At 64.4% G+C, this 24,806-nt stretch carries 27 protein-coding genes; 11 read left to right on the top strand and 16 right to left on the bottom strand.

Annotated features, from left to right (window positions below; genetic code table 11):
- Positions 1-139: 139 nt before the first annotated feature.
- From dnaN to U0C82_RS10865, 4 genes are all read left to right on the top strand, one after another.
- Entirely contained in the window at positions 140-1,264 is a 1,125-nt protein-coding gene (dnaN, locus tag U0C82_RS10880) for a DNA polymerase III subunit beta (protein ID WP_322187130.1), read from the top strand.
- A gap of 51 nt (positions 1,265-1,315) precedes the next feature.
- Entirely contained in the window at positions 1,316-2,464 is a 1,149-nt protein-coding gene (gene recF, locus U0C82_RS10875) for a DNA replication/repair protein RecF (RefSeq protein ID WP_322187129.1), read from the top strand.
- Between the two features lie 23 nt (positions 2,465-2,487).
- Complete coding sequence (gene moeB, locus U0C82_RS10870) at positions 2,488-3,258, top strand: molybdopterin-synthase adenylyltransferase MoeB (protein ID WP_322187128.1); 771 nt, start codon at positions 2,488-2,490, stop codon at positions 3,256-3,258.
- Between the two features lie 72 nt (positions 3,259-3,330).
- Positions 3,331-4,284, top strand: coding sequence for a Gfo/Idh/MocA family protein (locus U0C82_RS10865; protein WP_322187127.1), 954 nt, complete (start codon positions 3,331-3,333; stop codon positions 4,282-4,284).
- Positions 4,285-4,375: 91 nt separating this feature from the next.
- Here the strand turns inward: U0C82_RS10865 and U0C82_RS10860 are convergent, their stop codons facing one another.
- The 6 genes from U0C82_RS10860 to U0C82_RS10835 form a co-directional block, all read right to left on the bottom strand.
- Positions 4,376-5,254 carry a 3-hydroxybutyryl-CoA dehydrogenase gene (locus U0C82_RS10860; protein WP_322187126.1) on the bottom strand — a complete coding sequence of 293 codons (879 nt, stop codon included), beginning with the start codon at positions 5,252-5,254 and terminating at the stop codon, positions 4,376-4,378.
- A 136-nt stretch (positions 5,255-5,390) separates the two neighbouring features.
- Positions 5,391-6,323 carry an electron transfer flavoprotein subunit alpha/FixB family protein gene (locus tag U0C82_RS10855; protein WP_322187125.1) on the bottom strand — a complete coding sequence of 311 codons (933 nt, stop codon included), beginning with the start codon at positions 6,321-6,323 and terminating at the stop codon, positions 5,391-5,393.
- Between the two features lie 21 nt (positions 6,324-6,344).
- Positions 6,345-7,094, bottom strand: a complete 750-nt coding sequence (locus U0C82_RS10850) for an electron transfer flavoprotein subunit beta/FixA family protein (protein ID WP_322187124.1) — start codon at positions 7,092-7,094, stop codon at positions 6,345-6,347.
- Positions 7,095-7,279: 185 nt separating this feature from the next.
- Positions 7,280-7,846, bottom strand: a complete 567-nt coding sequence (locus U0C82_RS10845) for a cob(I)yrinic acid a,c-diamide adenosyltransferase (RefSeq protein ID WP_322187122.1) — start codon at positions 7,844-7,846, stop codon at positions 7,280-7,282.
- A 49-nt stretch (positions 7,847-7,895) separates the two neighbouring features.
- Entirely contained in the window at positions 7,896-8,084 is a 189-nt protein-coding gene (locus U0C82_RS10840) for a twin transmembrane helix small protein (protein WP_322187121.1), read from the bottom strand.
- Positions 8,085-8,324: 240 nt separating this feature from the next.
- Positions 8,325-9,137: a P-loop NTPase family protein gene (locus U0C82_RS10835; RefSeq protein ID WP_322187120.1), complete on the bottom strand. Its 813-nt coding sequence runs from the start codon at positions 9,135-9,137 to the stop codon at positions 8,325-8,327.
- Between the two features lie 348 nt (positions 9,138-9,485).
- On the opposite strand from U0C82_RS10835, the gene U0C82_RS10830 reads away from it, so the two are divergent.
- Entirely contained in the window at positions 9,486-10,049 is a 564-nt protein-coding gene (locus U0C82_RS10830; RefSeq protein WP_322187119.1) for a polysaccharide biosynthesis/export family protein, read from the top strand.
- A 222-nt stretch (positions 10,050-10,271) separates the two neighbouring features.
- Here U0C82_RS10830 and pyk read toward each other — a convergent pair whose 3' ends face one another.
- Together pyk and U0C82_RS10820 are read right to left on the bottom strand one after the other, a co-directional pair.
- A complete protein-coding gene (pyk, locus tag U0C82_RS10825) occupies positions 10,272-11,708 on the bottom strand; it encodes a pyruvate kinase (RefSeq protein ID WP_322187118.1) in 1,437 nt (478 codons plus the stop codon).
- Positions 11,705-12,109 (bottom strand): DUF1036 domain-containing protein, encoded by a 405-nt coding sequence (locus U0C82_RS10820; protein WP_322187427.1) that lies wholly within the window; start codon positions 12,107-12,109, stop codon positions 11,705-11,707. Before U0C82_RS10820 ends, pyk begins: the two co-directional genes overlap by 4 nt.
- A gap of 297 nt (positions 12,110-12,406) precedes the next feature.
- Between U0C82_RS10820 and U0C82_RS10815 the strand changes: the two genes are divergently transcribed.
- The 3 genes from U0C82_RS10815 to ychF all read left to right on the top strand — a co-directional run bounded on the left by U0C82_RS10815 (position 12,407) and on the right by ychF (position 14,312).
- Complete coding sequence (locus U0C82_RS10815; protein WP_322187426.1) at positions 12,407-12,703, top strand: DUF1244 domain-containing protein; 297 nt, start codon at positions 12,407-12,409, stop codon at positions 12,701-12,703.
- A gap of 124 nt (positions 12,704-12,827) precedes the next feature.
- Positions 12,828-13,091, top strand: coding sequence for a DUF2312 domain-containing protein (locus tag U0C82_RS10810; RefSeq protein WP_322187117.1), 264 nt, complete (start codon positions 12,828-12,830; stop codon positions 13,089-13,091).
- A gap of 117 nt (positions 13,092-13,208) precedes the next feature.
- Positions 13,209-14,312 carry a redox-regulated ATPase YchF gene (gene ychF, locus U0C82_RS10805; protein WP_322187116.1) on the top strand — a complete coding sequence of 368 codons (1,104 nt, stop codon included), beginning with the start codon at positions 13,209-13,211 and terminating at the stop codon, positions 14,310-14,312.
- A 79-nt stretch (positions 14,313-14,391) separates the two neighbouring features.
- On the opposite strand, the gene U0C82_RS10800 is transcribed toward ychF, so the two are convergent.
- Both U0C82_RS10800 and U0C82_RS10795 read right to left on the bottom strand, forming a co-directional pair.
- A complete protein-coding gene (locus U0C82_RS10800; RefSeq protein WP_322187115.1) occupies positions 14,392-14,799 on the bottom strand; it encodes a response regulator in 408 nt (135 codons plus the stop codon).
- Positions 14,796-18,182, bottom strand: coding sequence for a chemotaxis protein CheB (locus U0C82_RS10795; RefSeq protein WP_322187114.1), 3,387 nt, complete (start codon positions 18,180-18,182; stop codon positions 14,796-14,798). The genes U0C82_RS10800 and U0C82_RS10795 overlap by 4 nt, the downstream gene beginning before the upstream one ends.
- A 273-nt stretch (positions 18,183-18,455) precedes the next feature.
- Between U0C82_RS10795 and U0C82_RS10790 the strand changes: the two genes are divergently transcribed.
- The 3 genes from U0C82_RS10790 to U0C82_RS10780 all read left to right on the top strand — a co-directional run bounded on the left by U0C82_RS10790 (position 18,456) and on the right by U0C82_RS10780 (position 20,031).
- The gene (locus U0C82_RS10790; RefSeq protein WP_322187113.1) at positions 18,456-19,001 is read left to right on the top strand and encodes a PAS domain-containing protein; all 546 of its coding nucleotides are present in this window, start codon (positions 18,456-18,458) and stop codon (positions 18,999-19,001) included.
- A gap of 92 nt (positions 19,002-19,093) precedes the next feature.
- Positions 19,094-19,564: a MaoC family dehydratase gene (locus U0C82_RS10785; RefSeq protein ID WP_322187112.1), complete on the top strand. Its 471-nt coding sequence runs from the start codon at positions 19,094-19,096 to the stop codon at positions 19,562-19,564.
- Positions 19,561-20,031, top strand: coding sequence for a MaoC family dehydratase (locus U0C82_RS10780; protein ID WP_322187111.1), 471 nt, complete (start codon positions 19,561-19,563; stop codon positions 20,029-20,031). The genes U0C82_RS10785 and U0C82_RS10780 overlap by 4 nt, the downstream gene beginning before the upstream one ends.
- Before the next feature lie 10 nt (positions 20,032-20,041).
- Here the strand turns inward: U0C82_RS10780 and bluB are convergent, their stop codons facing one another.
- The 6 genes from bluB to petA all read right to left on the bottom strand — a co-directional run bounded on the left by bluB (position 20,042) and on the right by petA (position 24,629).
- On the bottom strand, positions 20,042-20,683 hold the full coding sequence (gene bluB / locus U0C82_RS10775; protein ID WP_322187110.1) for a 5,6-dimethylbenzimidazole synthase: 642 nt from the start codon (positions 20,681-20,683) through the stop codon (positions 20,042-20,044).
- 8 nt (positions 20,684-20,691) lie between these two features.
- Complete coding sequence (locus U0C82_RS10770) at positions 20,692-21,240, bottom strand: adenine phosphoribosyltransferase (protein WP_416186672.1); 549 nt, start codon at positions 21,238-21,240, stop codon at positions 20,692-20,694.
- A gap of 103 nt (positions 21,241-21,343) precedes the next feature.
- Positions 21,344-21,664 carry a heme-degrading protein HmuQ gene (gene hmuQ, locus U0C82_RS10765; RefSeq protein ID WP_322187108.1) on the bottom strand — a complete coding sequence of 107 codons (321 nt, stop codon included), beginning with the start codon at positions 21,662-21,664 and terminating at the stop codon, positions 21,344-21,346.
- A 114-nt stretch (positions 21,665-21,778) separates the two neighbouring features.
- Positions 21,779-22,711 (bottom strand): cytochrome c1, encoded by a 933-nt coding sequence (locus U0C82_RS10760; RefSeq protein ID WP_322187107.1) that lies wholly within the window; start codon positions 22,709-22,711, stop codon positions 21,779-21,781.
- A 26-nt stretch (positions 22,712-22,737) separates the two neighbouring features.
- Positions 22,738-24,045, bottom strand: coding sequence for a cytochrome b (locus U0C82_RS10755; RefSeq protein WP_322187106.1), 1,308 nt, complete (start codon positions 24,043-24,045; stop codon positions 22,738-22,740).
- A 23-nt stretch (positions 24,046-24,068) separates the two neighbouring features.
- Positions 24,069-24,629 (bottom strand): ubiquinol-cytochrome c reductase iron-sulfur subunit, encoded by a 561-nt coding sequence (gene petA / locus U0C82_RS10750; RefSeq protein WP_322187105.1) that lies wholly within the window; start codon positions 24,627-24,629, stop codon positions 24,069-24,071.
- Positions 24,630-24,806: the final 177 nt, after the last annotated feature.

The raw sequence follows: 24,806 nt of genomic DNA, 5'->3' as shown, positions 1-24,806 counted from the left end.
GGATACCCACAGCGTTCCGCCGGGGTCGGGGGCTCGAAAGCTTCCCCTCCGGCCTGACTTTCTTTAAGACCGGCATTTCGAGGATGGGCAGCTTGCAAACGCCGCCCTCGCCCGCTCCCTTTTCGAACGGTCCAGTCTTATGCGTATCATCATCGAGAGATCGAACCTTCTGAAGTCGCTGGCGCACGTCCACCGCGTGGTCGAACGGCGCAACACGATCCCCATCCTGTCGAACGTGCTGCTGCGCGCCGGCTCCGACACGCTGGGCCTGAAAGCCACCGACCTCGACATCGAGATCACGGAATCGGTCGCGGCGCAGGGCGAGCAGGACGGGGCGACGACCGTTCCGGCCCACCTCCTCTACGATATTGTCAGGAAGCTGCCCGACGGCGCCGAAGTGAAGCTGAGCCTGAACGGCGAAGGCACCCAGATGACCGTTTCCGCCGGTCGTTCGAACTTCCGCCTCCAGTGCCTGCCGGAGACCGATTTTCCCGACATCACCGCCGGCGAGCTCAGCCATGGCTTCACCATCGAGGCTGCCGGCATGGCACGGCTGATCGAGCGCACGCAGTTCGCGATCTCGACCGAGGAGACCCGCTACTATCTGAACGGCATCTTCCTCCACACCATCGAATCCGAGGGCGACCTGATGCTGCGGGCGGTGGCGACCGACGGCCATCGCCTGGCGCGCGCCGAGATGAAGGCCCCCAGCGGGTCGGAAGGCATGCCCGGCATCATCGTCCCGCGCAAGACCGTGGGCGAGATCCAGAAGCTGCTCGGCGACTGCGCCGCCGATACCGAGATCAGGGTCGATCTTTCGGACGCCAAGATCCGCTTCACCATCGGTCCGGTGGTGATGACCTCGAAGCTGATCGACGGCACCTTTCCCGATTACCAGCGGGTCATTCCGCAGAACAACGACAAGGAACTGACGCTCGACCGCGCGACCTTCTCGTCCGCCGTCGACCGCGTATCGACGATCTCGGCGGAGCGCGGACGCGCCGTGAAGCTGACGCTGGCCGATTCGAACCTCACCTTGACCGTGAACTCGCCCGATGCGGGCACGGCGACGGAGGAACTGGCTGTCGGCTACGATTCGGACGATCTGGAGATCGGCTTCAACGCCCGCTATCTCCTCGACGTCACGAGCCAGCTGTCGGGCGAGGAGGCGGTCTTCGTCCTCGCCGATCCGGGTTCGCCGACGCTGATCCGGGATGACGACGACACCTCGACGCTCTACGTCCTCATGCCGATGCGGGTTTGACGATCCGCGCGCCTTCTGTTTCGTCCGGCACGAAAGAGTCTGCGAGAAACCATGGCTGACGACCGGGCCGACGCGTCGAGCGGTGTGGAATCGCTGAAGCTCTTCGATTTTCGCAACTACGCCACACTCAGTCTCGAATTCGACAAGCGCTTTGTCGTCTTTGCCGGCCCGAACGGTGCCGGAAAGACCAATCTTCTCGAAGCCCTCTCGCTGTTGTCGCCCGGCCGTGGCCTGCGCCGCGCGACCTATGCGGACATGGTCCGCAAGGGCGGGGAGAACGCGTTCTCCATCCGGGCCGGCATCGTCGCGGACGGGGACGAGACCATCGTGGCGACGAGCGTTCGGCTCGACGGCGAAGGCTCCTCCACCCGTCAGGTCAAGATCGGCGAAACCCAGGTCAGATCGTCCGAGGAGCTGCTCGACCTTGCCCGCATCGTCTGGCTGACGCCGGCCATGGACGGTCTCTTCACAGGGCCCGCCGGAGACCGACGCCGGTTTCTCGATCGGATGGTTCTCTCCGTCGATCCGGCCCATGGCAAGCGCGCCACCGATTTCGAGCGAGCGATGCGGTCGCGAAACCGGCTCCTGTCAGACAACCGGCTCGACGATCGCTGGCTGTCGGGCATCGAGATGCAGATGGCGGAACTGGGCGTCGCCATGGCCTTCGCCCGCGCCGAGATGGTCGCCAACCTCACCCATGCGATCGCGATGGCCGATCCTTCCGCGCCGTTTCCCAAGGCGGGCCTTTTCCTGATGCCCGGCCTCGACGAAGCGGATTTCGGCAAGCCCGCCGTCGAGATCGAGGATCTCTATCGCGATCGGCTGTCGCGCGAGCGGCGGCGCGACATGGCGGCCGGGCGCACGCTGGAAGGTCCGCACCGGGCCGATCTGTCCGTTCTACATCTTGCCAAGGACATGCCCGCCGGGCTCTCGTCGACAGGCGAACAGAAGGCGCTTCTCGTCGGCCTCGTGATCGCCCATGCGCGGCTCACCTCGACCCTGTCCGGCATGGCGCCGATCCTCCTTCTCGACGAGATCGCCGCCCATCTCGATGCCGGGCGACGGGCGAGCCTCTTCGACCTCGTCGGCGAGCTCGGCGGCCAGACCTTCATGACGGGCACCGACCGCGACCTGTTCGAAGCGCTCGGCGATCGCGCCCAGATGATGACCATCGCCGAGGGCGCGGCCGAACGCGCCTGAGCGACAGAGACGAAGGACCTGTGATGACAGACGCACCCCTCGAGCCAGATGAACTGGAACGCTACGCCCGGCACATCGTGCTTCCCGAAATCGGCGGGTCCGGCCAGCAGAAGCTGAAGGCTGCGCGGGTGCTCGTCGTCGGGGCCGGCGGCATCGGCTCGCCGGTCACGCTCTATCTGGCCGCCGCAGGCGTCGGAACCATCGTCTGCGCCGACGACGACACGGTCTCGCTCTCCAACCTCCAGCGCCAGGTCCTGCACGGGACGTCCGATATCGGGCGCGCGAAGCTCGACAGCGCCGCCGATGCCGTCGCGCGGATCAATCCCCATGTCCGCTTCGAGGCTCATCCCCACCACCTGACGACGGCGAACGGTCACGAACTCGTCTCGAGCTGCGATCTGGTGGTCGACGGTTCGGACAATTTCGCGACCCGCTACGCCATGGCCGATCTCTGCGCGGCCGCGAAGGTCCCGCTCGTCACCGCCGCCGTCCAGCGCTTTTCCGGTTCGTTGACGGTGCTTGCGCCTTACCGCGACGGCGCGGACGGACGGCCCCTGCCCCGCTACCGCGATCTCTTTCCGCAGGCGCCACCCGCCGGCACCGTTCCCTCCTGCGCCGAGGCCGGCATCCTCGGCTCAACGACCGGCGTCATCGGAACGCTCGCGGCCAGCGAAGCGATCAAGATGATCTGCGACGCCGGCGAGCCGCTGCTCGGACGCTTCCTGATGGTCGACCTCCTGACCATGCGCTTCGAGACCATCCGCTACGGGCGAATACGGGAATCGGCGTCCTGATCGCCCTTGCTCATCGAAGGGCTTGCGGCTAACCCGGCACGAAAGCGCACTCGACACATGAAGGAGCCGGCCATGGCACCCAACATCGCGGTCATCGGCTGTGGCCAATGGGGTCAGAATCACGTTCGAACGCTGGCCGAACTGCAATGCCTCGCGGCCGTCGCGGATCAGGATGCGGAGCGCGCGGGAGGGTTTGCCGAGAAGCACGGCGTGCCGGCGCTGACGCTCGACGAGGCGATCGAAAGCGATGCGATCGACGCCGTCATTCTCGCGCTTCCCGCACGCCTGCACGGCCCGACGGCGCGCCGCGCCTTTGCCGCCGGCAAGGACGTGCTCATCGAAAAGCCCATCGCGCTCGACACCGCCGAAGCCGAAGCGACGGCGAAGGCGGCCGAAGAGCACGGTCGCCTCCTGATGGTCGGCCATGTCCTGCGGTTTCACCCGGTCTTCCGGCGCCTCGGCGAACTCGTGGCGGCGGGCAAGATCGGCACCGTCCGGCATTTGATCGCCAACCGGCTCGGCCTCGGGCGGTTTCTCGGCATGGACGTGGTCTGGGATCTCGCCCCGCACGACCTCTCCCTGATCCTGCATCTGGCCGGCGAGCATCCGGACACGATCCGCGCCAAGCGCCGCACGGTCTTGAGCGACGAGACCGACATCGCCGACATGTCCTTCACCTTTCCGAGCGGCGTGACGGCCGACGTCCACGTCTCGCGCGTCTCGGCCTATCGCGACCGCCGCTTCGTCGCGATCGGAACCGACGGCATGCTCGTGTTCGACGATCTAGCGCCGGAGAACGAGAAGCTCGCCTTCTACGGCCACAAGGTCCGGCCGGGCGAACGCGGCTTCGATTTCACGCAGGCCGCCGCCGAATACATGGAGTACGAGGCGGGCCTGCCGCTGACGCAGGAGCTCCTGCATTTCATCGATTGCATCAAGACGCGAAAGCGGCCCGAGACCGGCGCGGACGAAGCAGTCGAGACCGTGCGCATACTCTCCGAAGCCTCGCCGATCAGCGCGCGATAGGGACGTGGTCTGCCGGGCGGCGCACCGCCGACGCCCAACGTGTCCGGCGTCGGATGACCCGATCGCGAAACCCCATGCATAATCGCCGGTATCAGCGCGTCGGCACCGGTTGCTCGCCGCGATAATCGTAGAAGCCGCGGCCCACCTTGCGGCCGATCCAGCCGGCTTCGACATATTTCACCAGAAGCGGGCACGGACGATATTTGGAATCCGACAGCCCGTCATGCAGCACCTGCATGATCGACAGGCACGTATCCAGCCCGATGAAATCGGCAAGCTGGAGCGGGCCCATCGGATGGTTCGCGCCGAGCTTCATGGCGGTGTCGATGGAGGTGACCGAGCCGACGCCCTCGTAGAGCGTGTAGATGGCTTCGTTGATCATCGGCAGAAGAATACGGTTGACGATGAAGGCGGGGAAATCCTCCGACACCGTCACCTGCTTGTCGAGCCTGTCGACGAACTGTTTCGAGGCCCTGAACGTCTCGTCGCCGGTCGCGATGCCGCGCACCAGTTCGACGAGCTTCATGACCGGAACCGGGTTCATGAAATGGATGCCCATGAACTGCTCGGGTCTGTCGGAGGCCGCGGCAAGCCGGGTGATCGAGATCGACGAGGTGTTGGACGCAAGGATCGCGGTCGGCGAGAGGTGCGGGCACACATCGCGGAAGATCTTGCGCTTCACCTCCTCGTTCTCGGTCGCCGCCTCGATGACGAGATCGAGATCGCCGAGCGTGGAGAATTCGACGGAGGTCTCGATCAGGGACATTGCGGTCCGGGCGTCGTCCGCGCTGATCTTCTCGGACGCGACCTGGCGCTCCAGGCCCTTCTGGATGCGGGCGAGGCCCTTTTGCGTCTGCTCCTCGCTCACATCGTAGAGCCGGGCTTTCATGCCGGCCAGCGCCACGACGTGGGCGATCCCCGACCCCATCTGCCCGGCCCCGATGATGCCCACATTCCTGATCTCGTTCATGGCCTCGCCTCCCGATTGTTGTCGTGGCCCCGGCTGCCTGGAAGGTGTCGGAGCCCGCTTGCTTATATGCAGTGCAGCATAGCGGCAGAGGCGACGCCTTCCAAGGGGCACGGCGAGCGAGGCTGAGCGCGGCGAGCTAGAGCTTTTCGGTCAGCTCCGGCACCAGTTCGAACAGGTCGCCGACGAGGCCATAGTCGGCGACCTGGAAGATCGGCGCTTCCTCGTCCTTGTTGATTGCGACGATCACCCTGGAATCCTTCATGCCGGCCAGATGCTGGATCGCGCCGGAGATGCCGCAGGCAATGTAGAGATCGGGCGCCACCACCTTGCCGGTCTGGCCGACCTGCCAGTCGTTCGGCGCATAGCCGGCATCGACCGCGGCGCGCGAGGCACCGATCGCGGCGCCCAGCTTGTCGGCGAGCGGCATCAGAAGCGTCTTGAACCTCTCGTCCGAGCCGAGCGCGCGGCCACCGGAGACGATCACCTTGGCACTCGTCAGGTCCGGCCGTTCGCTCTCGGCCAGCTCCTCCGAGACGAAGGTCGAGACGCCGGGTTCGTCGATCGACACCGAAACCGCCTCGACGGGTGCCGCCCCGCCCTCGCCCGCCGCCTCGAAGCTCGTCGTTCGGATCGTCATGACCTTCGTCGCATCGGAGGATCGCACGGTCTCGATCGCATTGCCGGCATAGGTCGGCCGCTTGAAGACATCGGGACCCTCGACGCTCGTCACGTCGGAAATCTGCATGACGTCGAGAAGCGCGGCGACACGGGGCAGAACGTTCTTGCCGGTCGTCGTGGACGGCGCGACGATCGCGTCGTAATCGCCGGCCATGGCCACGATCAGCGCAGCGACCGGCTCGGCCATCTGGTGGGCGAACTGTTCGCCGTCCGCGGTCAGCACCTTGGCGACGCCGCCGAGCCGGGCCATTGCCGCCGCGACGTGGTCGACGCCCTGTCCGGCGACCAGCGCATGCACGTCCGGCCCCAGCGCGAGCGCCGCGGTGAGAGCCTTGGCATTGTCCGGCGAAAGATCGGAATTGTCGTGTTCGACGAGTAAAAGCGTGGTCATGATCGTATTCTCCGGGGGTCTTTAGATGACGCCGACTTCGTTCCTGAGCTTGTCGACGAGTTCATCGACGGACGCGACCTTCACGCCTGCCTTGCGGACCTCCGGCTCTTCGGTTTTCAGGACTTCGAGCCGGCGCGTGATATCGACGCCGAAATCGTCCGGGGTCTTCGTCTCGATCGGCTTCTTCTTCGCCTTCATGATGTTGGGCAGCGAGGCGTAGCGCGGCTCGTTGAGGCGCAGATCGACGGTGACGATCGCGGGCAGTTTCAGATCCACCGTCTGCAGGCCGCCATCGACCTCGCGGGTCACCGCGACGCGGCCGTCCGACGGCTCCACCTTGTAGGCGAACGTGCCCTGCGCCCAGCCCGCAAGCGCGGCCAGCATCTGGCCGGTCTGGTTGCAGTCGTCGTCGATCGCCTGCTTGCCGAGGAAGACGATGTCCGGCGCCTCCGTCTCGCAGATGCCCTTGAGGATCTTGGCGACGGCCAGCGGTTCGACGATCTCGTCGGTCTGGACATGGATGCCGCGATCGGCGCCCATAGCGAGCGCGGTACGGATCGTGTCGGCAGACTGCTTGGGCCCGATCGAGACGGCGACGATCTCGGCGGCTGTGCCGGCCTCCTTGAGTCGGACGGCTTCCTCGACGGCGATCTCGTCGAACGGGTTCATGCTCATCTTGACGTTGGCCAGTTCCACGCCCGATCCATCCGCCTTGACGCGGATCTTGACGTTGTAATCGACCACGCGCTTGACGGCGACGAGAATTTTCATGGGGCAAAGCTCCCGAATGCGTTACGGCCTGAGCAGATCTCAGGCCCGGATATGGTGTCTGGTGTGGCTTCGGAACGCCGCGATTTCAAGCATTCTGATTTACATCGGGGCGGGAAGCGGGAAAATCTGTTCGCTTTCGACGCGCGTAAGGCCCGAAAACGGGCCGCAGGATCGAAAACGGTGAATCAGCGGCTGCCGCCCGGCACCCAGAGGACGTCGCCCCTGCCCTCGTCGTTGGCGATGCGGCTGCAGACGAAGAGATGATCGGAGAGGCGGTTCATGTAACGGATCGCCGTATCGGCCACCGGTTCCTTCCGGGCCAGCGATACCATCAGCCGTTCGGCTCGGCGCGCCACGGTGCGCGCGAGGTGAAGATGGGTGGCGACCGGCGATCCGGCCGGCAGCACGAAGCTCTTCAGGGGCTCCAGCTTCTCGTTCATGCGATCGATCTCCGCTTCGAGGCGATCGACCTGGCTGTCGACGACCTTCAGCGGCTCGAAGCCCAGGGGCTCGCCGCTCTGCGGTGTCGCGAGCTCGGCGCCGAGGTCGAAGAGTTCGTTCTGGATCATCGCCAGCATCGCGTCCATCGTCCCGGATGCGTGAAGCCGTGCCATGCCGATGGTGGCGTTGAGCTCGTCCACAGTCCCGTACGTCTCGACGCGCAGATCGTCCTTCGACCGGCGCTCGCCATTGCCGAGCATGGTGTCGCCCTTGTCACCGGTCCGCGTGTAGATCTTGTTCAACTTGACCATGATGGCTCATCTCATCGTATCGGAGGGACAGGCTCGCAACGGCCGCGCGTCAGCGGCCGAAGACGAGGAACAGGACGATCAGAACCACCGCGATCGCCTGGAACAGGATGCGGTATCGCATCAGCTTTTGCGAACGGTTGCCGGGTCCGTCCTTCATCAGGTTCAGAAGCCCGGCGAGGAGGACGATCGCGGTCGCGACCATCGCGCTGATCGCAAGAAAGGTCAGGAAGCCGGACATGGACGCCTATTCATCAAGAAACGGGCGGCCGATGGACCGCCTCATACCCCACCCAATCTAGCGCAGCGCTCGTGCCGTCAACATCGGTCATTGTCGCAGCAGAAGGCCGGGTCCCTTGCAAAGGGCCCGGCCTCCGAAACTGCGGCCACCTCCGTGGTTTCACGCATCAGGCTTTGCGAACATCGACACCGGTTTTCACGGCGGTTGCTCGCGTGCCCGGCGTGTCCTGCCGAAAGCCTGTCAGTGCAGGATGCGCATGTCGGCTTCGGACGTCAGGTGCAGGACATCGTAGCTCGTGGCGGCGTTCAGGTCGTGCGCCAGTGCCTCGACATCCGCGCTTCTGTCCTCGGCGGCCGCGACGATCACCGCGGTCTCGCCGTCGTTCAACCCGGAGAGGCGTTTCAGCGATTCGATCGGTGCATGGATGACGTTCATCGCATAGGCGTCGTTGAAGGCGCCAAGATAGAATGCGAGATCCTCGAGCTGGTCCTCCTCGAGGGCCTCGGTATCGACACCGCCCGAGGGCGCCACGTGAAGACGGCTGTGCGGATCCCTGTGAATGATGTCGGCGACCTCGCGCCCGCCGCCCAGAAGGTCGATCCAACCGGCCTGTGCGCGCGTGTCGCCATCCTCGTCGCCGGTGACGGGTGACGGCGCGTTGCCGTCGAGCTGGATCAGGGCGACCGGGTGGTTGTCCTCGGTCAGGAGCCGTGCCAGCGTGAGAACCGTACCGAGCGAGGCCGGATCGCCGAACGGCGTGACGACGACGAGGCGCTTTACTTTCATGTCCTTGGCGGCAAAGGCGAGATCGTCCACGCCCACCTGCTCGATGAGACCGACGAGGCTCGAGCCGGCGTCCGGCTGTTCGGCGGGCCGAGGGTCGAGGCCGTCCACGTTCGCATTCGCCATATCTGTCATCGCCTTGTAAAATCCGTGTCCGGGCCCGGCCTCGACGGCCAGCCGCGCGCTCTTGTCGAGGGGCTTTAGCGGGTCGGCGACCGCGATCCCGGGCTGATCGCCCGACGTCTCGTATCGAGTGCTGGGATTGCTCATGATCGCCATCGTCCACTTGATCTTCGCCGGCCGTCCGATCTTCGACGATGCCGGCCAGGTTCCTGTTCGCGCCGCGTCCGCAGCGCTTCGGAAGCACCCGTAAGCCGCGAAGCCCGTGGCGCAAGCGTCGCGCGTTTTGGTAACCAGTCCGTTAAGCGGACCATACGTTTCGATCACGCCGATCGAAGACTGCGCTCCGGGCGTTGCGCCGGGGCGCGCTCGCGCAGCGGTTTCACCAATGATTAACCCTAATTGCTGTAAGGCTTTCGGGCGACGGACGAGATCCGACCCGGGTCTTGGCGAACGACAGCCGAACGGGTGCGTTCAGAGCGACGAGGGACCTTTGAAATGAAGACATTTTCCAGGCTCGTCATCGGCCTGTCCCTGTCGGTCCTCGCCGGCTGCTCGTCCCATTACAAGCCGGCGCCGCCGGCCTTCCATGCGGCCCTCAACCAACCCTACCGGTTCGACAGCGGCGACGTCGCCCGCGTCACGGTCTTCGACCAGAGCGAACTCACGGCGGCCTATCCCGTCGACAAGGCCGGCTACCTCTCCATGCCGCTGATCGGCGACGTTCCGGCTCGGGGACGGACGTCGAAGCAGCTCGAGGGCGAGATCGCAGCGCGCCTGCGCGACGGGTTCGTCAACGATCCGGACGTCACCATCGCGGTCGATCGCTATCGCCCCTTCTTCATCATGGGCGAGGTCACGCAAGGGGGGCAGTACACCTATGTTCCGGGCATGACGGTGCAGAAGGCGATCGCGGTCTCGGGTGGCTTCACGCCGCGCGCCGAACAGGCCACGGTCGACATTACGCGCCAGATCGGCAACGAGATCGTCACCGGCCGCGTGCTGACCTCCGACCCGCTGCTTCCGGGCGACACGGTCTATGTGCGCGAGCGCTGGTTCTAGGCATCCCGGGCGCCCCGACCGACGCCTGCGGACCGTTTCGTTCGAAAGATCGTCCTTAGAGCATGATGCCAAAAAGTTGCATGACTGTTCGGACAACATCATGCGGAACAACAAACACTTAGAGCGAAATGTCGATCCAGACTTATCGCATTTCGCTCTAGGCGGATAACGGAAACGGCGCGGGACGACCCGCGCCGTTCGTTCGTCGGTCCCCGGACGGGATCAGACGGCCGAAAGGCCGTCCGAGCCGATATAGGCGATGCGCAGCATGTTCGTTGCGCCGGGCTGGCGGAGCGGCACGCCGGCGGTGACGATCAGTTTCTGGCCGGCCACCGCATAGCCCTGTTCGACCGAGATCCGGCAGGCCTTGTCGACCATGTCCTCGAGATCCTGCGCGTCCTCCGTGACCACGCAATGGAGGCCCCAGGCCAGCGACAGGCGCCGCGCGGTCCGCGTGATCGGCGACAGCGCGAGAATGGGAATGCGCGGCCGCTCGCGGGCAGCGCGCAGGCCCGTCGTTCCGGTCGCCGTGTAGGTCACGATGACCGCCACATCGAGCGTCTCCGCCATCTGGCGGGCGGCCAGGGAGACCGCGTCCGCGCCGGTGGCTTCCGGTTCGGGCCGCTGGGCGGCGATGATGCCGGGGTAGAGCGGGTCCTTCTCGACCTGAACCGCGATCCGGTTCATGGTCGAGACCGCATCGACGGGATAATCGCCGGCAGCCGATTCGGCCGAAAGCATCACTGCATCGGCGCCCTCGAACACTGCGATCGAGACGTCGGAGACCTCGGCGCGGGTTGGAACCGGGGCGGAAATCATGGATTCCAGCATCTGTGTCGCGACGACCACCGGCTTGCCCGCACGCCGGCACGCGCGCGTGATCCGCTTCTGAATACCGGGCACTTCCTCCAGCGGCAGTTCGACACCGAGATCGCCGCGCGCCACCATGATCGCGTCGGACAGTTCGATGATCTCGTCCAGCCGTTCGACGGCCTGCGGCTTTTCGATCTTCGCCATCAGGAGCGCACGGCCCTTGGCGATCTTGCGCGCCTCGGCCATGTCCTCGGGGCGCTGGATGAAGGACAGGGCGACCCAGTCGACGTCGGCTTCCAGTACGGCATCCAGATCGGCGCGATCCTTTTCGGTCAGCGCGCCCGTCCTCAGCGTCGTGTCGGGCAGGGAAACGCCCTTGCGATCGGAAATCTTTGTTCCTGCGACGACCTTCGTCTTCACCATCGTCCCGTTGGTCTCGATACATTCGAGGAACAGGCGGCCATCGTCGATCAGGAGCCGGTGACCGACTTCGACCGCCTCGAGGATCTCGGGGTGCGGAAGGTAGACGCGGGTTTCGTCGCCGTCCTCCGGATTGTTGTCGAGCGTGAACTCCTGGCCGATCTCGAGCATGGCCGGACCGTTCCGGAACTTTCCGACGCGCAGCTTCGGCCCCTGGATATCGGCGAGGATGCCGATCGGCCGACCGATCTCGGCCTCGACGCGGCGAATACGGCCGACCAGTTCGCGCATCAGATCGTGGCTGGCATGGCTCATATTGATCCTGAAGACGTCAGCCCCCGCCCTGTGCAGCGCGGCGATCTGAGATTCTTCGGACGATGCGGGCCCGAGTGTGGCCAGGATCTTTACGCTTCGATTCCGTCTCATTCAGTCTCCGTTGCATTGCGTGGGGGCTCGGTGAGCTGGACCATCCAGCTTTCCTGTTCGCCCGTATCGAATTCGCGAAAGCCCATGCGCTGGTAGCCGCGCTTGAGACATTCGCTGACGCCGGCGATCTTGAACTCGTTCTCGGCGACGCAGATGTTGATGTCGCCTGCCCAGCGGGATTCCCCGTTGGCGTCTTCGGCGTAGAGATAATAGTAGCGGGAGTTGAGCTGCCCGGTGATCAGCGGCTTGCAGGTCTCGGCCGGAATGCGCCACCACCCTTCGCTGGTCCAGCCGGCCTCGGCCCGATAGGCGATCGAGACGCCGACGAGGCTCGAGGTGCCGTTGCAGACGCGAAAATCGGCTTTCGCCGCCCCGGCCCCGAAAGCCAGCGAGCCGGCCATGCCGAGGGCTGCGATGATCAGCGATCTGACGACCGCGGCGGGACGAAAGAGGGAAGCACCGCGCATGGGCTGTCCAGCCTTGTTTGAATCGTTTGAATTTCCTGACAATGGCATAGCTCTAATTTCCGTCAAAGCAATCTCGTTGCGGCGAGATGGCACCTTTTCCTGGCGATGGGCTGGCATATTCGCCGGCCCGCGCCGTGACCGATACTTGAACGCTTCAACTGGAGCAGCGATATGGCGAAGACGCAACACTTTCATGAAGGGGACCGACCATTGTCCGAGAGCGACGGCAGCATGGGCGAGGCACGCCGGACCGAACTGGAAGCTGCCGCATTCCGGCGCCTGCGGGACCATCTGCGCGAACGCACCGACGTCCAGAACATCGACCTGATGAATCTTGCGGGCTTTTGCCGAAACTGCCTGTCGCGCTGGTATCAGGAGGCGGCGAACGAGCGGGGCGAGGCCATGTCGAAGGAAACCGCGCGGCAGATCGTCTACGGCATGCCCTACGACGAATGGCGCGAGCGCCATCAGAGCGAGGCGAGCCCCGAAGGACAGGCAAGCTTCGCCGCACGCGAACCGCACGAATGAGCCTCGACGCCCGCCGCCTGAGCGGCACCGGTTAGGCTCGTATTAACCCTGTGATGAGACCTGTTGGTGACGATCGGCCCGCCGGTCCAACGAACCACAAGGCCAACTCCTCGGGAGACTTTTCATGTCCGACGTTTCCGCCGTTGCCGGCGACCACCTCCGTTCCTTCATCGAGCGCATCGAGCGGCTCGAGGAGGAAAAGAAGACCATCGCGGACGACATCAAGGACGTCTACGCCGAAGCCAAGGGCAACGGTTTCGACACCAAGGTGCTGCGCAAGATCATCTCGATCCGCAAGCAGGACCAGAACGAGCGCCAGGAGCAGGAAGCGATCCTCGATCTGTACCTCCAGGCTCTCGGCATGGGTCCGGACATGCCGGACGAATAGGTCTCGGCTCCGAATATGTTGACCCTCGGCTGAGATCGCTGCAAACAGCAGCCAATCAAGATCGAGCGGCGCTTTAATCCTGACGGCGCCCGGACACATATCCGAAGGACTCACCCCATGGGTTTCAGATGCGGCATCGTCGGCCTGCCGAACGTCGGCAAGTCGACGCTTTTCAACGCCCTGACCAAGACCGCGGCCGCACAGGCCGCGAACTATCCGTTCTGCACGATCGAGCCGAACACCGGTGACGTCGCGGTTCCAGACACACGCATGAAGGCGATCGCGAGCATCGCGAAATCGGCCAACATCATTCCGACCCGCATCACCTTCGTCGACATCGCCGGCCTCGTGCGCGGCGCCTCGAAGGGTGAAGGCCTCGGAAACCAGTTCCTCGCCAATATTCGCGAAGTCGACGCGATCGTCCACGTGCTGCGTTGCTTCGAAGACGACGACATCACCCATGTCGAGGGCAAGATCGATCCGGTCTCGGACGCGGAAACCGTCGAGACCGAGCTGATGATCTCCGATCTGGAGAGCCTCGAGCGCCGCGTCGTCGCCACCCGAAAGAAGGCGACCGGCAAGGACAAGGAGGCACAGACCCAGCTTCCGATCATGGAGAAGGCGCTCGAGGTCCTCAATGACGGCAAGCCGGTCCGGGTTCTCGTGGACGGCTTCGACGTGGACGAGCGGCGCGAACTGCGCAATCTCAACCTTCTGACCTCGAAGCCCGTTCTTTACGTGTGCAACGTCGCCGAAGGCGATGCCGCGGAGGGAAACCACCATTCGCAGGCCGTGGCGAAGATGGCAGAGACCCAAGGCGCCGGCGCGGTCGTCATCTCCGCCGCCATCGAGGCGGAAATCGCCCAGTTGCCGGAGGCCGACGTCGCCGAATATCTCGATGCAATGGGTCTCGCCGAGCCCGGCCTCGACAAGCTGATTCGCGCCGGATACGACCTTCTCGAGCTGATCACCTACTTCACGGCGGGACCGAAGGAGACACGTGCCTGGACCGTGAACAAGGGGTCGAAGGCACCCCAGGCGGCCGGCGTCATCCATTCCGATTTCGAGAAGGGCTTCATCCGTGCCCAGACGATCGCCTACGACGACTATGTCGGTCTCGGCGGCGAAGTCGCGGCCAAGGAGGCCGGCAAGGCGCGCGACGAAGGCAAGGAGTATGTCGTGTCCGACGGCGACGTGATGCTGTTCAAGTTCAACGTCTGAACGGCGCGATCTCAGCCGCACCAACCGAGCCGTCGCAGGGGCTCGCTTGCGGCGATGCGCGGGGTCGCTTCGCGGCGCGTCAGGCGGCCACGAACGCTTTCGCGGCGGCCGGTCCGCCCTCGGCGGTCAAATGCACGAGGTGCTCGATAAGGTTTTCGTGGGTCGCCGGTTTCGTGCAGCATCTGGCATCGGGGTAGCGCGAGACGATCTCGCGCGGGTCGAGATGACCGGAATGGAACACGATCGGAATGCCGCGATCGCGCAGCGTGTCCGCGATCGCGAAGACCTCTCCGTCGAGCAGCCGGACATCGAGGATCGCCACGTCGATCGGCGCACTTTCAGCCGCCGGGCGGCACTCGCTGATCGTCGGAAATGGGCCGATCACGCAACCGGCGTCAAACTCGACCATATCCGCCAGATCCATGGCGACGAGCGCCTCGTCCTCGGCGATCAGGACGTTCATGCCGGAAAGTCGATTGTCGTTCATGCGATGTTCGGCACCTTGAGTTTCATCCGACGCTCGGTCGCCATCTGTTCGACGTCGAGCGAAGCACGCAGCTGCTTGACCGAAAACTCGATCAATCGCGACCCGAACCCGACCTGCTTGTCGTCGTCCTCGGGATAGCCGCCGTCGAAGATCTCGCGCCAGTCGATCATAAGCGAGTCATCGCGGTTATGGTTCCAGCTGATATCGAGACGACCGCCATTTTCGCCGAGGCTCCCGTATTTCGCGGCATTCGTCGCCCATTCGTGGAGGACGAGGGCCAACGGCGTGAGCTTGTCGATCTCGATCGTGACGTCCGGACCCTCGATCCGGATCGAACGGCCGTCCTGATAGGGCTCGACCGCTTCCGTCAGAAGATCCTTCAGCGGCGCACGCGCGCGGCTCGAGCTCGTATGCGTCAGCGAATGGGCCCGCCCCAGCGCGGCGATCCGTTCGCGAACGTCCTTCGCGAGCTCCGCCGGAGTTTCGGCCGCCCTTGCCGAACCGGTGACGATGCTCGAAATGACCGCGAACAGGTTCTTCACCCGGTGGTTCATCTCGCGCAGCATGAATTCGCGCTGCTCGGCGAAATGCGCCTCGCTCGTGACGTCGTAGGATACGCCCATCAGGCGCTTGGGGTTCGAGTCCGGGATGAGACGGCCATATCCCTTGAGGTGAACGGTCTCGCCGTCGGCGCGGTTGACCCGGAAGAGCGACTCGAAATTTCCCTCGCCCGCGATCGCCCGGCGAAGCGACGCCTCGACGGCGGGGCGATCCTCCGGGTCGATCATGGCGAGAAGCTGCTCGATATTGGTGGTTTGCCGGTCGCTTGCCAGACCGAAGAAATCGAGCTCGTTCGCATTGAGCGTGATGTCGCCGCTGTCGACCTGATATTCCCACACGCCGATGCCCGCGACGCGGATCGCCATTTCCAGCCGCTCGCGTTCGGCGTCGAGTTCCGCCTGCATGCCGAGCGCGTTGGTGATGTCCGTCAGGACGATCGTCGCGCCCTCGATGGTTCCGTCCAGATCGCGGTAGGGCATCACCCGCATCGACCATTTCCGCATGTCGTCCTTGGAGGAAATGGTGCGCAGGGTCGGCTCTCCCCCGGCCGCCACCACCCGGGCATCGTGAAGGAAACGATCGTCGGACAGGTGGCTCGCGACATCGCTCAAGGACCGGCCGCGATCGCCGGACTGCAGCGGAAACACGTCGAGGGCCGCGTCGGTGAAATTACGGATGCGCAGGTTCCGGTCGACGACGACCACAGCAAGACGCGTCGAATCGAAGAAATTGCGCAAGTCCGAATTGGCGACGGTCAATTGATCGACCTTCGACTTCAGCTCGTCGTTGACGGTGGACAGTTCCTCGTTCGTCGACTGCAACTCCTCGTTCATCGACATCATTTCTTCGTTGGAGCTTTTCAGCTCCTCGTTGGCGGTCTCCAGTTCCTCGACCGCGCTGCGAAGCCGGTGACGCGTGAGGCGCAGTTCGTCTTCAAGTTGCTGCGTCGTCGTGTCGGCGGGCCCGAGATCCACCATCTCGTCGTCGTCGCCGGATTCGAACGGTGCGGTATCCTTGAAGACGATGAGCGCCGTTCCGTCCGGCAACGGATCGGCGATCACGTCGATGGACTGGCGGCCGAATTCGGCATGCACGCTCACATCGCGGGCGATCGTCCGCTTCTTTTCCTCGATCGCCTGGCGCAGGAGACCGGGAAGCACTTCCCGCAGGCCCGGTCTCGCGATCGAGGTGACGAACACGCTGCCGGAGGTTCCGTGCGGAAATTCGAGATATTTCGCCAGCCGTCCGTTCGACGACATGATCTCTCCGTCCCGGTTGGCGACGACCGTCGCCGGCGCATAGCGGTCGAGAATGCGCCGCGTCGAGAACCCCTCCTCCCAGCTCGATCCGAACCCGGTGTCGGCGCTTCGGTGCCTGACCCTGCGAACCGATCCGCGCGCGACATTGGGCGAAAGCCGTATCGGATAGACGCTCCGTCCCTCGCGCCGCTCGAAGATCCGCGCCTTGGGATCGGTCACCAGAAACATGTCCTCGTGGCGTCCGATGCTTTCGGAGGGACCGAGGAAAAGGAACCCACCCTCCTTCAGCGCGTAGTTCAGGATCGGAAAGACCTGACGCTGCAGGTCCTCGTCGAAATAGATCAGCAGGTTGCGGCACGAGAGGAGATCGACGCGCGAAAAGGGCGGGTCCTTGATCAGGCTGTGCGACGAGAAGCGAACCATGTCGCGGACCTTCGGCGCCATCTGGAACACCCCGTCCTGACCGATCGTGTAGTGCTCGCGCAGCGCCTCCGGAATGTCGCCCATCGCCGAAAGCGGATAGCGCCCCTCCCGGGCGATCGCCAGCATCCGCTCGTCGATGTCGGTCGCGAAGATCTGCACATAGGGTCGCTCCTGCCTGCCGCGCAGGGCATCGGCGAACAGGACCGCGATCGTGTAGGCCTCCTCGCCGCTGGAACAGCCGGGTATCCAGACCCGGATCTCGGTGTTCGGCGCGGTCCGCTCGACCAACGGCACGATGACCTTCTCCCGCAGGGCTTCGAACATTTCGGGGTCGCGGAAGAACCGCGTCACATTGATCAGCAGGTCCCTGAACAAGGCGTCGCATTCTTCCGACGAGCTCTGAATTCGCGCGAGATAAGCCTGCGGCGTCTCGATATCGAGAACCTTCATGCGCCTCTCGATCCGGCGAACCAGCGTCGAGCGCTTGTAGCCGGAGAAGTCGTGGCCGATCAGATCCTGAAGCGTCGAGCACATGTCGTCCACATGATCGGCGACGATTTTCGCCGCCTCCTCCCGGCGTCCATCGTCCCTGCGGTCGAAGAAGGTCTGCAGGCATTCGGCGATCTCGTTCGGTGCCCTGATGAAATCGACGAGGCCGGTGCCGACCGCGGAAACCGGCATGCCATCGTAACGCGCCGTCTCCGGGTCCTGGGCGATGCAGAGTCCGCCATGCTCCTTGATCGCGCGAAGCCCAGTCGTGCCGTCGGCGCCGGTGCCCGACAGAATCACGCAGGCCGCGTTCCCGCCCTGATCGCGGGCAAGCGATTCGAAGAAATCATCGATCGGCCTGCGCATTCCGCGCGGCTGGACGAAATCCGTCAGCTTCAGCCGCCCGTTCTTTATCGCCAGCCCGTGTCCGGGGGGGATGATGTAGACATTGCCGCCTTCCACCCGCTCGCCGCCGGAAACCTGCCGGACGTTCATGCCCGTATGCCGACCGAGAAGTTCGGCGAGCAGGCTGTCATGGGTGGGATCGAGATGCTGGACGACGACGAAGGCGAACCCATCGCGGGACTGGACGGCACCGAGCATTTCGCGGATCGCTTCCAGCCCGCCGGCCGATGCTCCGACCCCGATCACGGGGACCGCTTTCGTCGTCCTGTCGTTCAACCCATCGTCTCCAGATATACGGCGCGCGCGAAGGTCAGCATGCGCCCGGTGTCATCCGTGTCATCCTTGTAATCGGTGCAGAGGCCGGAAGCTTCACCGCCGGGCAGGCCGCGACACCATCGGCACAGATATGTCATTTCCGGGAACAGATAAGTCCTTCACGCAGTTCTCATGGGCCTGCTATCGCAAACGGGTATCAACACGCGCCAGACACGGCAAGATGGTTACGACGGGGAAGCGAACGTGGAACAGGGTATCGAGCCGGCTTTGACGGCATTCGCAAGAACCGCGCGGGTCGCGGTGACGATTTCCGATGCCGCCGCGGACGATCTGCCGCTGTTCCTCGTCAACGACCGGTTCTGCCAACTCTCCGGCTATTCTGCGGACGAGGTCATCGGCAAGAACTGCCGTTTCCTGCAGGGCGAGGCCCGCGATCAGCCTGGGACGGCTCACATCCGCGAGTTCCTGCGCAACCCGGCGCCCCGCTCCTTGCGCACGACCCTTCTGAACTTCCGCAAGGACGGGACGCCATTCGTCAATCTCATTCTCATGACCAAGCTGACCGATCAGCGGCACCGGCCCCGCTACATCTTCGCGTCTCAGTTCGACGTCACGAGAACCAGCAGCGACGAGATGGCGCGCCAGGACAAGACCTTGAAGGGAAGCGTCGCGACGATGAGCGCGATCGCGAGCGACCACCGCTACATCATGAACGCCTCCTTCGAGACGCTCGGGAAGACCATCGCCCAGATCGCCCAGTGCCGCCTCGCTCTCGCCGAAACTGGCTGAACGGGCATTCCGCACCATTTGGGTCGCAAACGCGTTGCGCAAGGGCGGCCGAGACCGTCCTGCGTGCCGCGCAACTCGACGGATGGTATGCGATGGCGAAATATGTGCTGGAAGACTTCACCGATGGACGGATTTTCGATCTTCCGTCCTATGCGGTGGAAAGGGACGAGATCATCGCGTTCGCGCAGGAATACGATCCCCAACCCTTTCATCTCGACGAGGCGGCGGGAAAGGCATCCATGCTGGGTGGGCTCTCGGCCTCCGGCTGGCACGTCTGCGGCATGATGATGCGGATGATCTGCGATGCCTATCTGCTCGAATCGACATCGCAGGGCAGCGGCGGGATCGATTATATCGACTGGAAATCGCCGGTGCGTCCGGGCGATACGCTGACCGGCACTTCCACGGTCCTCGCCTCGCGCACCTCCTCGTCGAAACCTCATCTCGGCCTCGTCACGATCCGGACCGAAATCCGCAACCAGCGGGGCGAGACGGCCGCAGCCTGCGAGCACCTGCTTCTCTGCCTGACGCGCAAGGGCTATGAAGAAGGGGCCGCCGCATGAGCTTCTGGAACACGATCCCACTCGACGAGACCTATGCGCTCGGCAGCCACCGTTTCAGCGCCGAGGACATCATCGCCTTTGCGGAAAAGTTCGATCCGCAGCGGTTTCATCTCGACCCCGAGCTCGCCAGACAGACCCTGTTCGCCGGGCACTGCGCCTCCGGATGGCACACCACCGCCGTCTACATGAAGCTGAACGTCGCCTGGCGCAAGACGATCCTGAAGGCCTGGCTGGCCGGCGGCAACCCGATGCCGAACTTCGGCCCCTCGCCGGGCATCCGGAACATCCGCTGGACCCGGCCGGTCTATGCCGGCGACACCATCTCCTATTCCCACCGGGTGAGCGAAAAGCGCGTGTCGAAGTCGAAGCCCGGCTGGGGCATTATCGGCTTTGCGGTCGAAGCGCGGAACCAGGACGGCATCATCGTGATGACGTTCGACGGCGCAGCCTTCATCGGAACCGACTGACGGCCGAACGCTACCGGCGCAGCGGCATGCGGGCGGCGCGGCGCTCCTGCCACCCGGCCCGTTCGAGTTCGGGAACGTCGTCCTCCCCTTCGGGATATCCGACGCAAAGATAGGCGACGAGCCGCCAGTCTGCTGGAACCGTCAGGGCGGCGGAGACGGCACGCGGCTCGAGGATCGAGACCCAGCCGACGCCGAGGCCGTGGGCCCGCGCCATGAGCGCGAACAAGGTGGCGGCCCCGGCGACGGAGTGATCGAGGGTTTCCGGCATCGTCCGGCGCCCGAGCCCGTGCCCCGCCGCAGGATCGGGATCGCAGAAGATGGCGAGCTGCACCGGTGCCGCTTCGAGACCTGCAAGCTTGAGCCTTGCATACAGATCGGACCGCCGAGGGTCGGTCGCGGCGAGCGCCGCAGCATTGCAGCGCCTGAAGCTTTCGCGTATGCGCGCTCGCGCCGTGTCGCTCTCGACTGAGACCAGGCGCCATGGCTGGCTGTTTCCGACCGACGGGGCCAGTTCGAAGGCGCGCAGCACGCGCGCCATGAGGTCGTCCGGCACGCGATCGACGCGGAACCTGCGCACGTCCCTGCGCCAGACCATCAGCGCGTCGAGGCGCGCGCGAAAGTCCGCGTCGAACTCGGGCGGACCGTCCGACATGCGGGGTCTCACTCGCCGTCGAAAGCGACGAGGCAGTGCACGTCGACCCCGAGGTCGCGCAGGTTTTGCGCCCCTCCCAGATCGGGAAGATCGACGAGGAAGCACGCCCCGACGATCTCCGCACCGAGCCCGCGCAGCAGCTTGACCGCACCGAGCGCCGTGCCACCGGTGGCGATCAGATCATCGGTCAGAAGAACGCGCTCGCCCGCCTCGATCGCGTCCCGGTGCAGTTCCATCCGATCCTCGCCATATTCGAGCGCGTAGGTGACCGAGACCGTCTCGCGCGGCAGCTTGCCCGACTTGCGAATGGGAACGAAGCCCGCCGTCAACTGATGGGCGAGCGCACCGCCCAGGATGAAGCCGCGCGCCTCGATACCGACGACATGGCGGATCCGCGCGTTCGCATAGGGTCCGACCAGCGCATCGACGGCAGCGCGGAAGACGGAGGGATCGCTGAGGAGCGTCGTGATGTCGCGAAACTGGATCCCGGGCTTGGGGTAGTCGGGGATCGTGCGGATCGCGGCCTTGAAGTCGGTCAAGAATGTCTCTCCTGTCAGCGCCGTCGCCGCGCCCGTGCCTCGGGCATAAAGCTTCGACCATGTGCCGGACGGGCGGCCCCCGCCGATGCGACCGGGCAACGAAAATGCGACCGAAGCAGCGTCAGTCGTCGCGGCCGATCGTCTGGATGACCTCGAAACCCTCGAAGTCTGGTGGTCCGAGATAGAGCGGCTTGCTCGACCTTGCTCCGCCATGGGCTTTGCGGAACGCATCCGATTTCGTCCACGCCTCGAAGGATGCGTAGTCGGCCCATGTGGTGTGCGAGGAATAAAGCTGGTGATCGTCACGCTTGGGACCGCGCAGCATGTGGAATTCGACGAAGCCGGGCGATTGCTTCAACTGCGATTCGCGATTGAGCCAGAGGGCTTCGAAATCCTCGGTCGCATCGAGCAACACCCGGAAACGGTTCATGGCGATAAACATCGGCTTCTCCAAACTGACAATCGGGGCGATCGGCGCTGAACGCACCATACGCAGAAAAGGGAGCCGAAGCTCCCTTTTCAAATCACGCCGAAACGGGAAACGGGGCGCCGGCGATCAGTGCGGCGTCCCGGCCCAGACGCGCCGCTTGACGAGGAACATCAGCACCGCGAACACGATCAGGAAAATCATGGTCACGAAACCGGTCGCCTTGCGCTCGGTGAGGTGCGGCTCCGCGGCCCACATCAGGAAGGCGGAGACGTCACGCGAATATTGCTCGACGGTCTGCGGCGAGCCGTCCGTATATTCGACCGAATCCTCGTAGAGCGGCTGCGCCATCGCGAGCGCGGCGCTCGAAATGAAGTACGGGTTGTAATAGGTCCCGTCCATCACTTCGGTACCCTCGGGCACCTCTTCCTCGTAGCCGGTCAGAAGCGCGTGGATATAGTCCGGACCGGATTCGGCATATTGCGTGAAGATATCGAAGACGAAGGTCGGGAAGCCGCGCTCGACCGCGCGGGCCTTCGCGATCAGCGAAAGATCGGGCGGAACGGCGCCATTGTTGGCAACGGCCGCGGCGGCCGGGTTCGGATAGGGGGCGGGCATGTAGTCCGACGCCGTTGCCGGACGCTCGAACATCTCGCCCTGGTCGTTGGGCCCATCCTGAACCGTGAATTCGGCCGCGTGGGTATCGATCTGCTCCGACGAAAAGCCCAGCGCTTCCAGATTGCGGAACGCGACGAGGTTCATCGAGTGGCAAGCCGAACAGACTTCGCGGTAGACCTTGTAGCCACGCTGGAGCTGGGCGAGATCCCAGCTCCCGAACGGTCCCGCGAAGCTCCAGTCGAGTTCGCTCGGTCGCTTGATCGGGTAATGCGGCGTCGCCGCATGGCCCTCTTCCGCAGCCTCCTCGGGCGCATCGGCGTTCTCGACCGCGGCTGCCTGATCCTCGGCGGTGTTCGTGTCCGGTCCCTGGCCATCCTGCGCGAGGACGGAAAGGGGCGCGAACGCGATGCCGGCGGCCAGTATGACGGATAGCGTCTTTTTCATCAGTCTTTTTCTCCGAAGCGTTCCGCTCAGCCTTTGGTTTCCGGCGATGCCGCTGCGCCAGCGGGCGTCGCGGAGCCACCCTCGCGGTTGGCCGCCTTGCCCAAAACCGCTTCGGTGATCGAGTTCGGCAACTTCTTCGGCGTCTCGACCAGTCCGAGGACCGGAAGGACGATGAGGAAGTGGGCGAAGTAGTAGATCGTCCCGATCAGGGCCAGCGTCGGGTAGACGCCTTCCGCAGGCTTGGCGCCGAGCCAGCCGAGGAAGATCGCGTTCACGACGAAGATCCAGAAGAAGATCTTGTACACCGGACGGAAGGCCGTCGAACGGACGCGGCTCGTGTCCAGCCATGGCAGGAAGAACAGGACGATGATCGAACCGAACATCACCAGAACGCCGCCGAGCTTGGAATCGATCGGGCCGATGTTGAAGGTGATGGCGCGCAGCATCGCGTAGAACGGCAGGAAGTACCACTCCGGAACGATGTGCGACGGCGTCTTGAGCGGGTTCGCCTCGATGTAGTTGTCGGGATGACCGAGGAAGTTCGGCAGGTAGAAGACGAAGTAGGCGAAGACCGCGAGGAACACGACCATGGCCAGGCCGTCCTTGACGGTGGCGTGGGGCGTGAAGGGCACGGTGTCCTTCGACGACTTCACCTCGACGCCGGTCGGATTGGTCTGCCCGGTCACATGCAGCGCCCAGACGTGGAGGATGACGACGCCCGCGATCATGAAGGGCAGGAGATAGTGAAGCGAGAAGAACCGGTTCAAGGTCGGATTGTCGACCGAGAAACCGCCAAGGAGCAGGGTCTGGATCGATTCGCCGACCAAAGGAAAGGCCGTGAAGAAGCCGGTGATCACGGTCGCGCCCCAGAAGGACATCTGGCCCCAGGGCAGAACGTAGCCCATGAAGGCGGTCGCCATCATCAGGAGGAAGATGACGACGCCGAGGATCCACAGCACTTCGCGCGGCGCCTTGTAGGAGCCGTAGTAGAGGCCGCGGGCGATGTGCAGATAGACGGCGACGAAGAAGAACGAGGCGCCGTTGGCATGCATGTAGCGCAGCAGCCAGCCCCAGTTCACGTCGCGCATGATCTTCTCGACCGACTCGAAGGCGAGCGCGGAGGACGCCGCATAGTGCATGGCGAGCACGATGCCGGTGAGGATCTGGATGCCGAGGAAGATCGCGAGGATGCCGCCGAACGTGTAGGCATAGTTCAGATTGCGCGGCACCGGATAGGCGACGAACGAATCATACACCATGCGCGGAAGCGGCAGGCGGGCATCGAGCCAGCGCATGACGCCGCTCGACGGGACGTAGGATGAGTGACCACTCATTTAAGAAGTTCCTTCCGTTCCGATCAACCGATGGTGATGGTCGTGTCGTCAGAGAATGTGTAGGGCGGAATCGCCATGTTCGTCGGCGCGGGACCGGTGCGGATACGGCCGGCGGTATCGTAGGACGATCCGTGGCACGGACAGAAATAGCCGTCGAACTCGCCGGCCTGACCGAGCGGGATGCAGCCCAGATGGGTGCACACGCCGACCATGATCAGCCAGGCTTCCTTGCCTTCCGCCGTACGGTTCTCGTCCGTCGCGGGCGCGTCGCCGGGAATGTTGGCGTTCTGCGCGAGCGGATCCTTCAGTTCGGACAGGTCGACGGCCCGCGCCTCCTCCACTTCCTGCGCGGTGCGCTGGCGGATGAAGATCGGCTTGCCGCGCCACTTGGCCGTGATCGACTGCCCTTCGGCGACCTGGCTGACGTCGACATCGATCGATGCGAGCGCGAGCGTTGCGGCATCCGGGTTCATCTGGTCGATGAACGGCCATGCGACCGCTGCGGCACCCACGGCACCGACGGCACCGGTTGCGATGTAGAGGAAGTCGCGGCGGTTCGGTTCGGCGCTGTCGTTTACGCTCACGGTTGAGCCTTTCCTGTCACAATACAAAGCCCGGCTGTCACGGGTTCTGCGAAATTTTCATGGTCACGGCAAGATGACGAACTGTCGCCAGCGTTTGATCGCGCCCATTTACCCAAGTGTTTGCCCGGCTTCTATGACAGTCGGGCTGGAAATGTCCAGTTCGGCGGCGGAGCGTGC

It is taken from the genome of Fulvimarina uroteuthidis (assembly GCF_034321785.1).
In the GTDB taxonomy this organism is placed as follows: domain Bacteria; phylum Pseudomonadota; class Alphaproteobacteria; order Rhizobiales; family Rhizobiaceae; genus Fulvimarina; species Fulvimarina uroteuthidis.
This window is presented reverse-complemented; position numbering and strand designations above follow the sequence as displayed.

What these genes read in the sequence shown, in the direction of transcription:
- dnaN (WP_322187130.1), top strand. Translation starts at nt 140, where the DNA reads ATGCGTATCATCATCGAGAGATCGAACCTTCTGAAGTCGCTGGCGCAC.
- recF (WP_322187129.1), top strand. Translation starts at nt 1,316, where the DNA reads ATGGCTGACGACCGGGCCGACGCGTCGAGCGGTGTGGAATCGCTGAAG.
- moeB (WP_322187128.1), top strand. Translation starts at nt 2,488, where the DNA reads ATGACAGACGCACCCCTCGAGCCAGATGAACTGGAACGCTACGCCCGG.
- U0C82_RS10865 (WP_322187127.1), top strand. Translation starts at nt 3,331, where the DNA reads ATGGCACCCAACATCGCGGTCATCGGCTGTGGCCAATGGGGTCAGAAT.
- U0C82_RS10860 (WP_322187126.1), bottom strand. Translation starts at nt 5,254, where the DNA reads ATGAACGAGATCAGGAATGTGGGCATCATCGGGGCCGGGCAGATGGGG.
- U0C82_RS10855 (WP_322187125.1), bottom strand. Translation starts at nt 6,323, where the DNA reads ATGACCACGCTTTTACTCGTCGAACACGACAATTCCGATCTTTCGCCG.
- U0C82_RS10850 (WP_322187124.1), bottom strand. Translation starts at nt 7,094, where the DNA reads ATGAAAATTCTCGTCGCCGTCAAGCGCGTGGTCGATTACAACGTCAAG.
- U0C82_RS10845 (WP_322187122.1), bottom strand. Translation starts at nt 7,846, where the DNA reads ATGGTCAAGTTGAACAAGATCTACACGCGGACCGGTGACAAGGGCGAC.
- U0C82_RS10840 (WP_322187121.1), bottom strand. Translation starts at nt 8,084, where the DNA reads ATGTCCGGCTTCCTGACCTTTCTTGCGATCAGCGCGATGGTCGCGACC.
- U0C82_RS10835 (WP_322187120.1), bottom strand. Translation starts at nt 9,137, where the DNA reads ATGAGCAATCCCAGCACTCGATACGAGACGTCGGGCGATCAGCCCGGG.
- U0C82_RS10830 (WP_322187119.1), top strand. Translation starts at nt 9,486, where the DNA reads ATGAAGACATTTTCCAGGCTCGTCATCGGCCTGTCCCTGTCGGTCCTC.
- pyk (WP_322187118.1), bottom strand. Translation starts at nt 11,708, where the DNA reads ATGAGACGGAATCGAAGCGTAAAGATCCTGGCCACACTCGGGCCCGCA.
- U0C82_RS10820 (WP_322187427.1), bottom strand. Translation starts at nt 12,109, where the DNA reads ATGGCCGGCTCGCTGGCTTTCGGGGCCGGGGCGGCGAAAGCCGATTTT.
- U0C82_RS10815 (WP_322187426.1), top strand. Translation starts at nt 12,407, where the DNA reads ATGGGCGAGGCACGCCGGACCGAACTGGAAGCTGCCGCATTCCGGCGC.
- U0C82_RS10810 (WP_322187117.1), top strand. Translation starts at nt 12,828, where the DNA reads ATGTCCGACGTTTCCGCCGTTGCCGGCGACCACCTCCGTTCCTTCATC.
- ychF (WP_322187116.1), top strand. Translation starts at nt 13,209, where the DNA reads ATGGGTTTCAGATGCGGCATCGTCGGCCTGCCGAACGTCGGCAAGTCG.
- U0C82_RS10800 (WP_322187115.1), bottom strand. Translation starts at nt 14,799, where the DNA reads ATGAACGACAATCGACTTTCCGGCATGAACGTCCTGATCGCCGAGGAC.
- U0C82_RS10785 (WP_322187112.1), top strand. Translation starts at nt 19,094, where the DNA reads ATGGCGAAATATGTGCTGGAAGACTTCACCGATGGACGGATTTTCGAT.
- U0C82_RS10780 (WP_322187111.1), top strand. Translation starts at nt 19,561, where the DNA reads ATGAGCTTCTGGAACACGATCCCACTCGACGAGACCTATGCGCTCGGC.
- bluB (WP_322187110.1), bottom strand. Translation starts at nt 20,683, where the DNA reads ATGTCGGACGGTCCGCCCGAGTTCGACGCGGACTTTCGCGCGCGCCTC.
- hmuQ (WP_322187108.1), bottom strand. Translation starts at nt 21,664, where the DNA reads ATGTTTATCGCCATGAACCGTTTCCGGGTGTTGCTCGATGCGACCGAG.
- U0C82_RS10760 (WP_322187107.1), bottom strand. Translation starts at nt 22,711, where the DNA reads ATGAAAAAGACGCTATCCGTCATACTGGCCGCCGGCATCGCGTTCGCG.
- U0C82_RS10755 (WP_322187106.1), bottom strand. Translation starts at nt 24,045, where the DNA reads ATGAGTGGTCACTCATCCTACGTCCCGTCGAGCGGCGTCATGCGCTGG.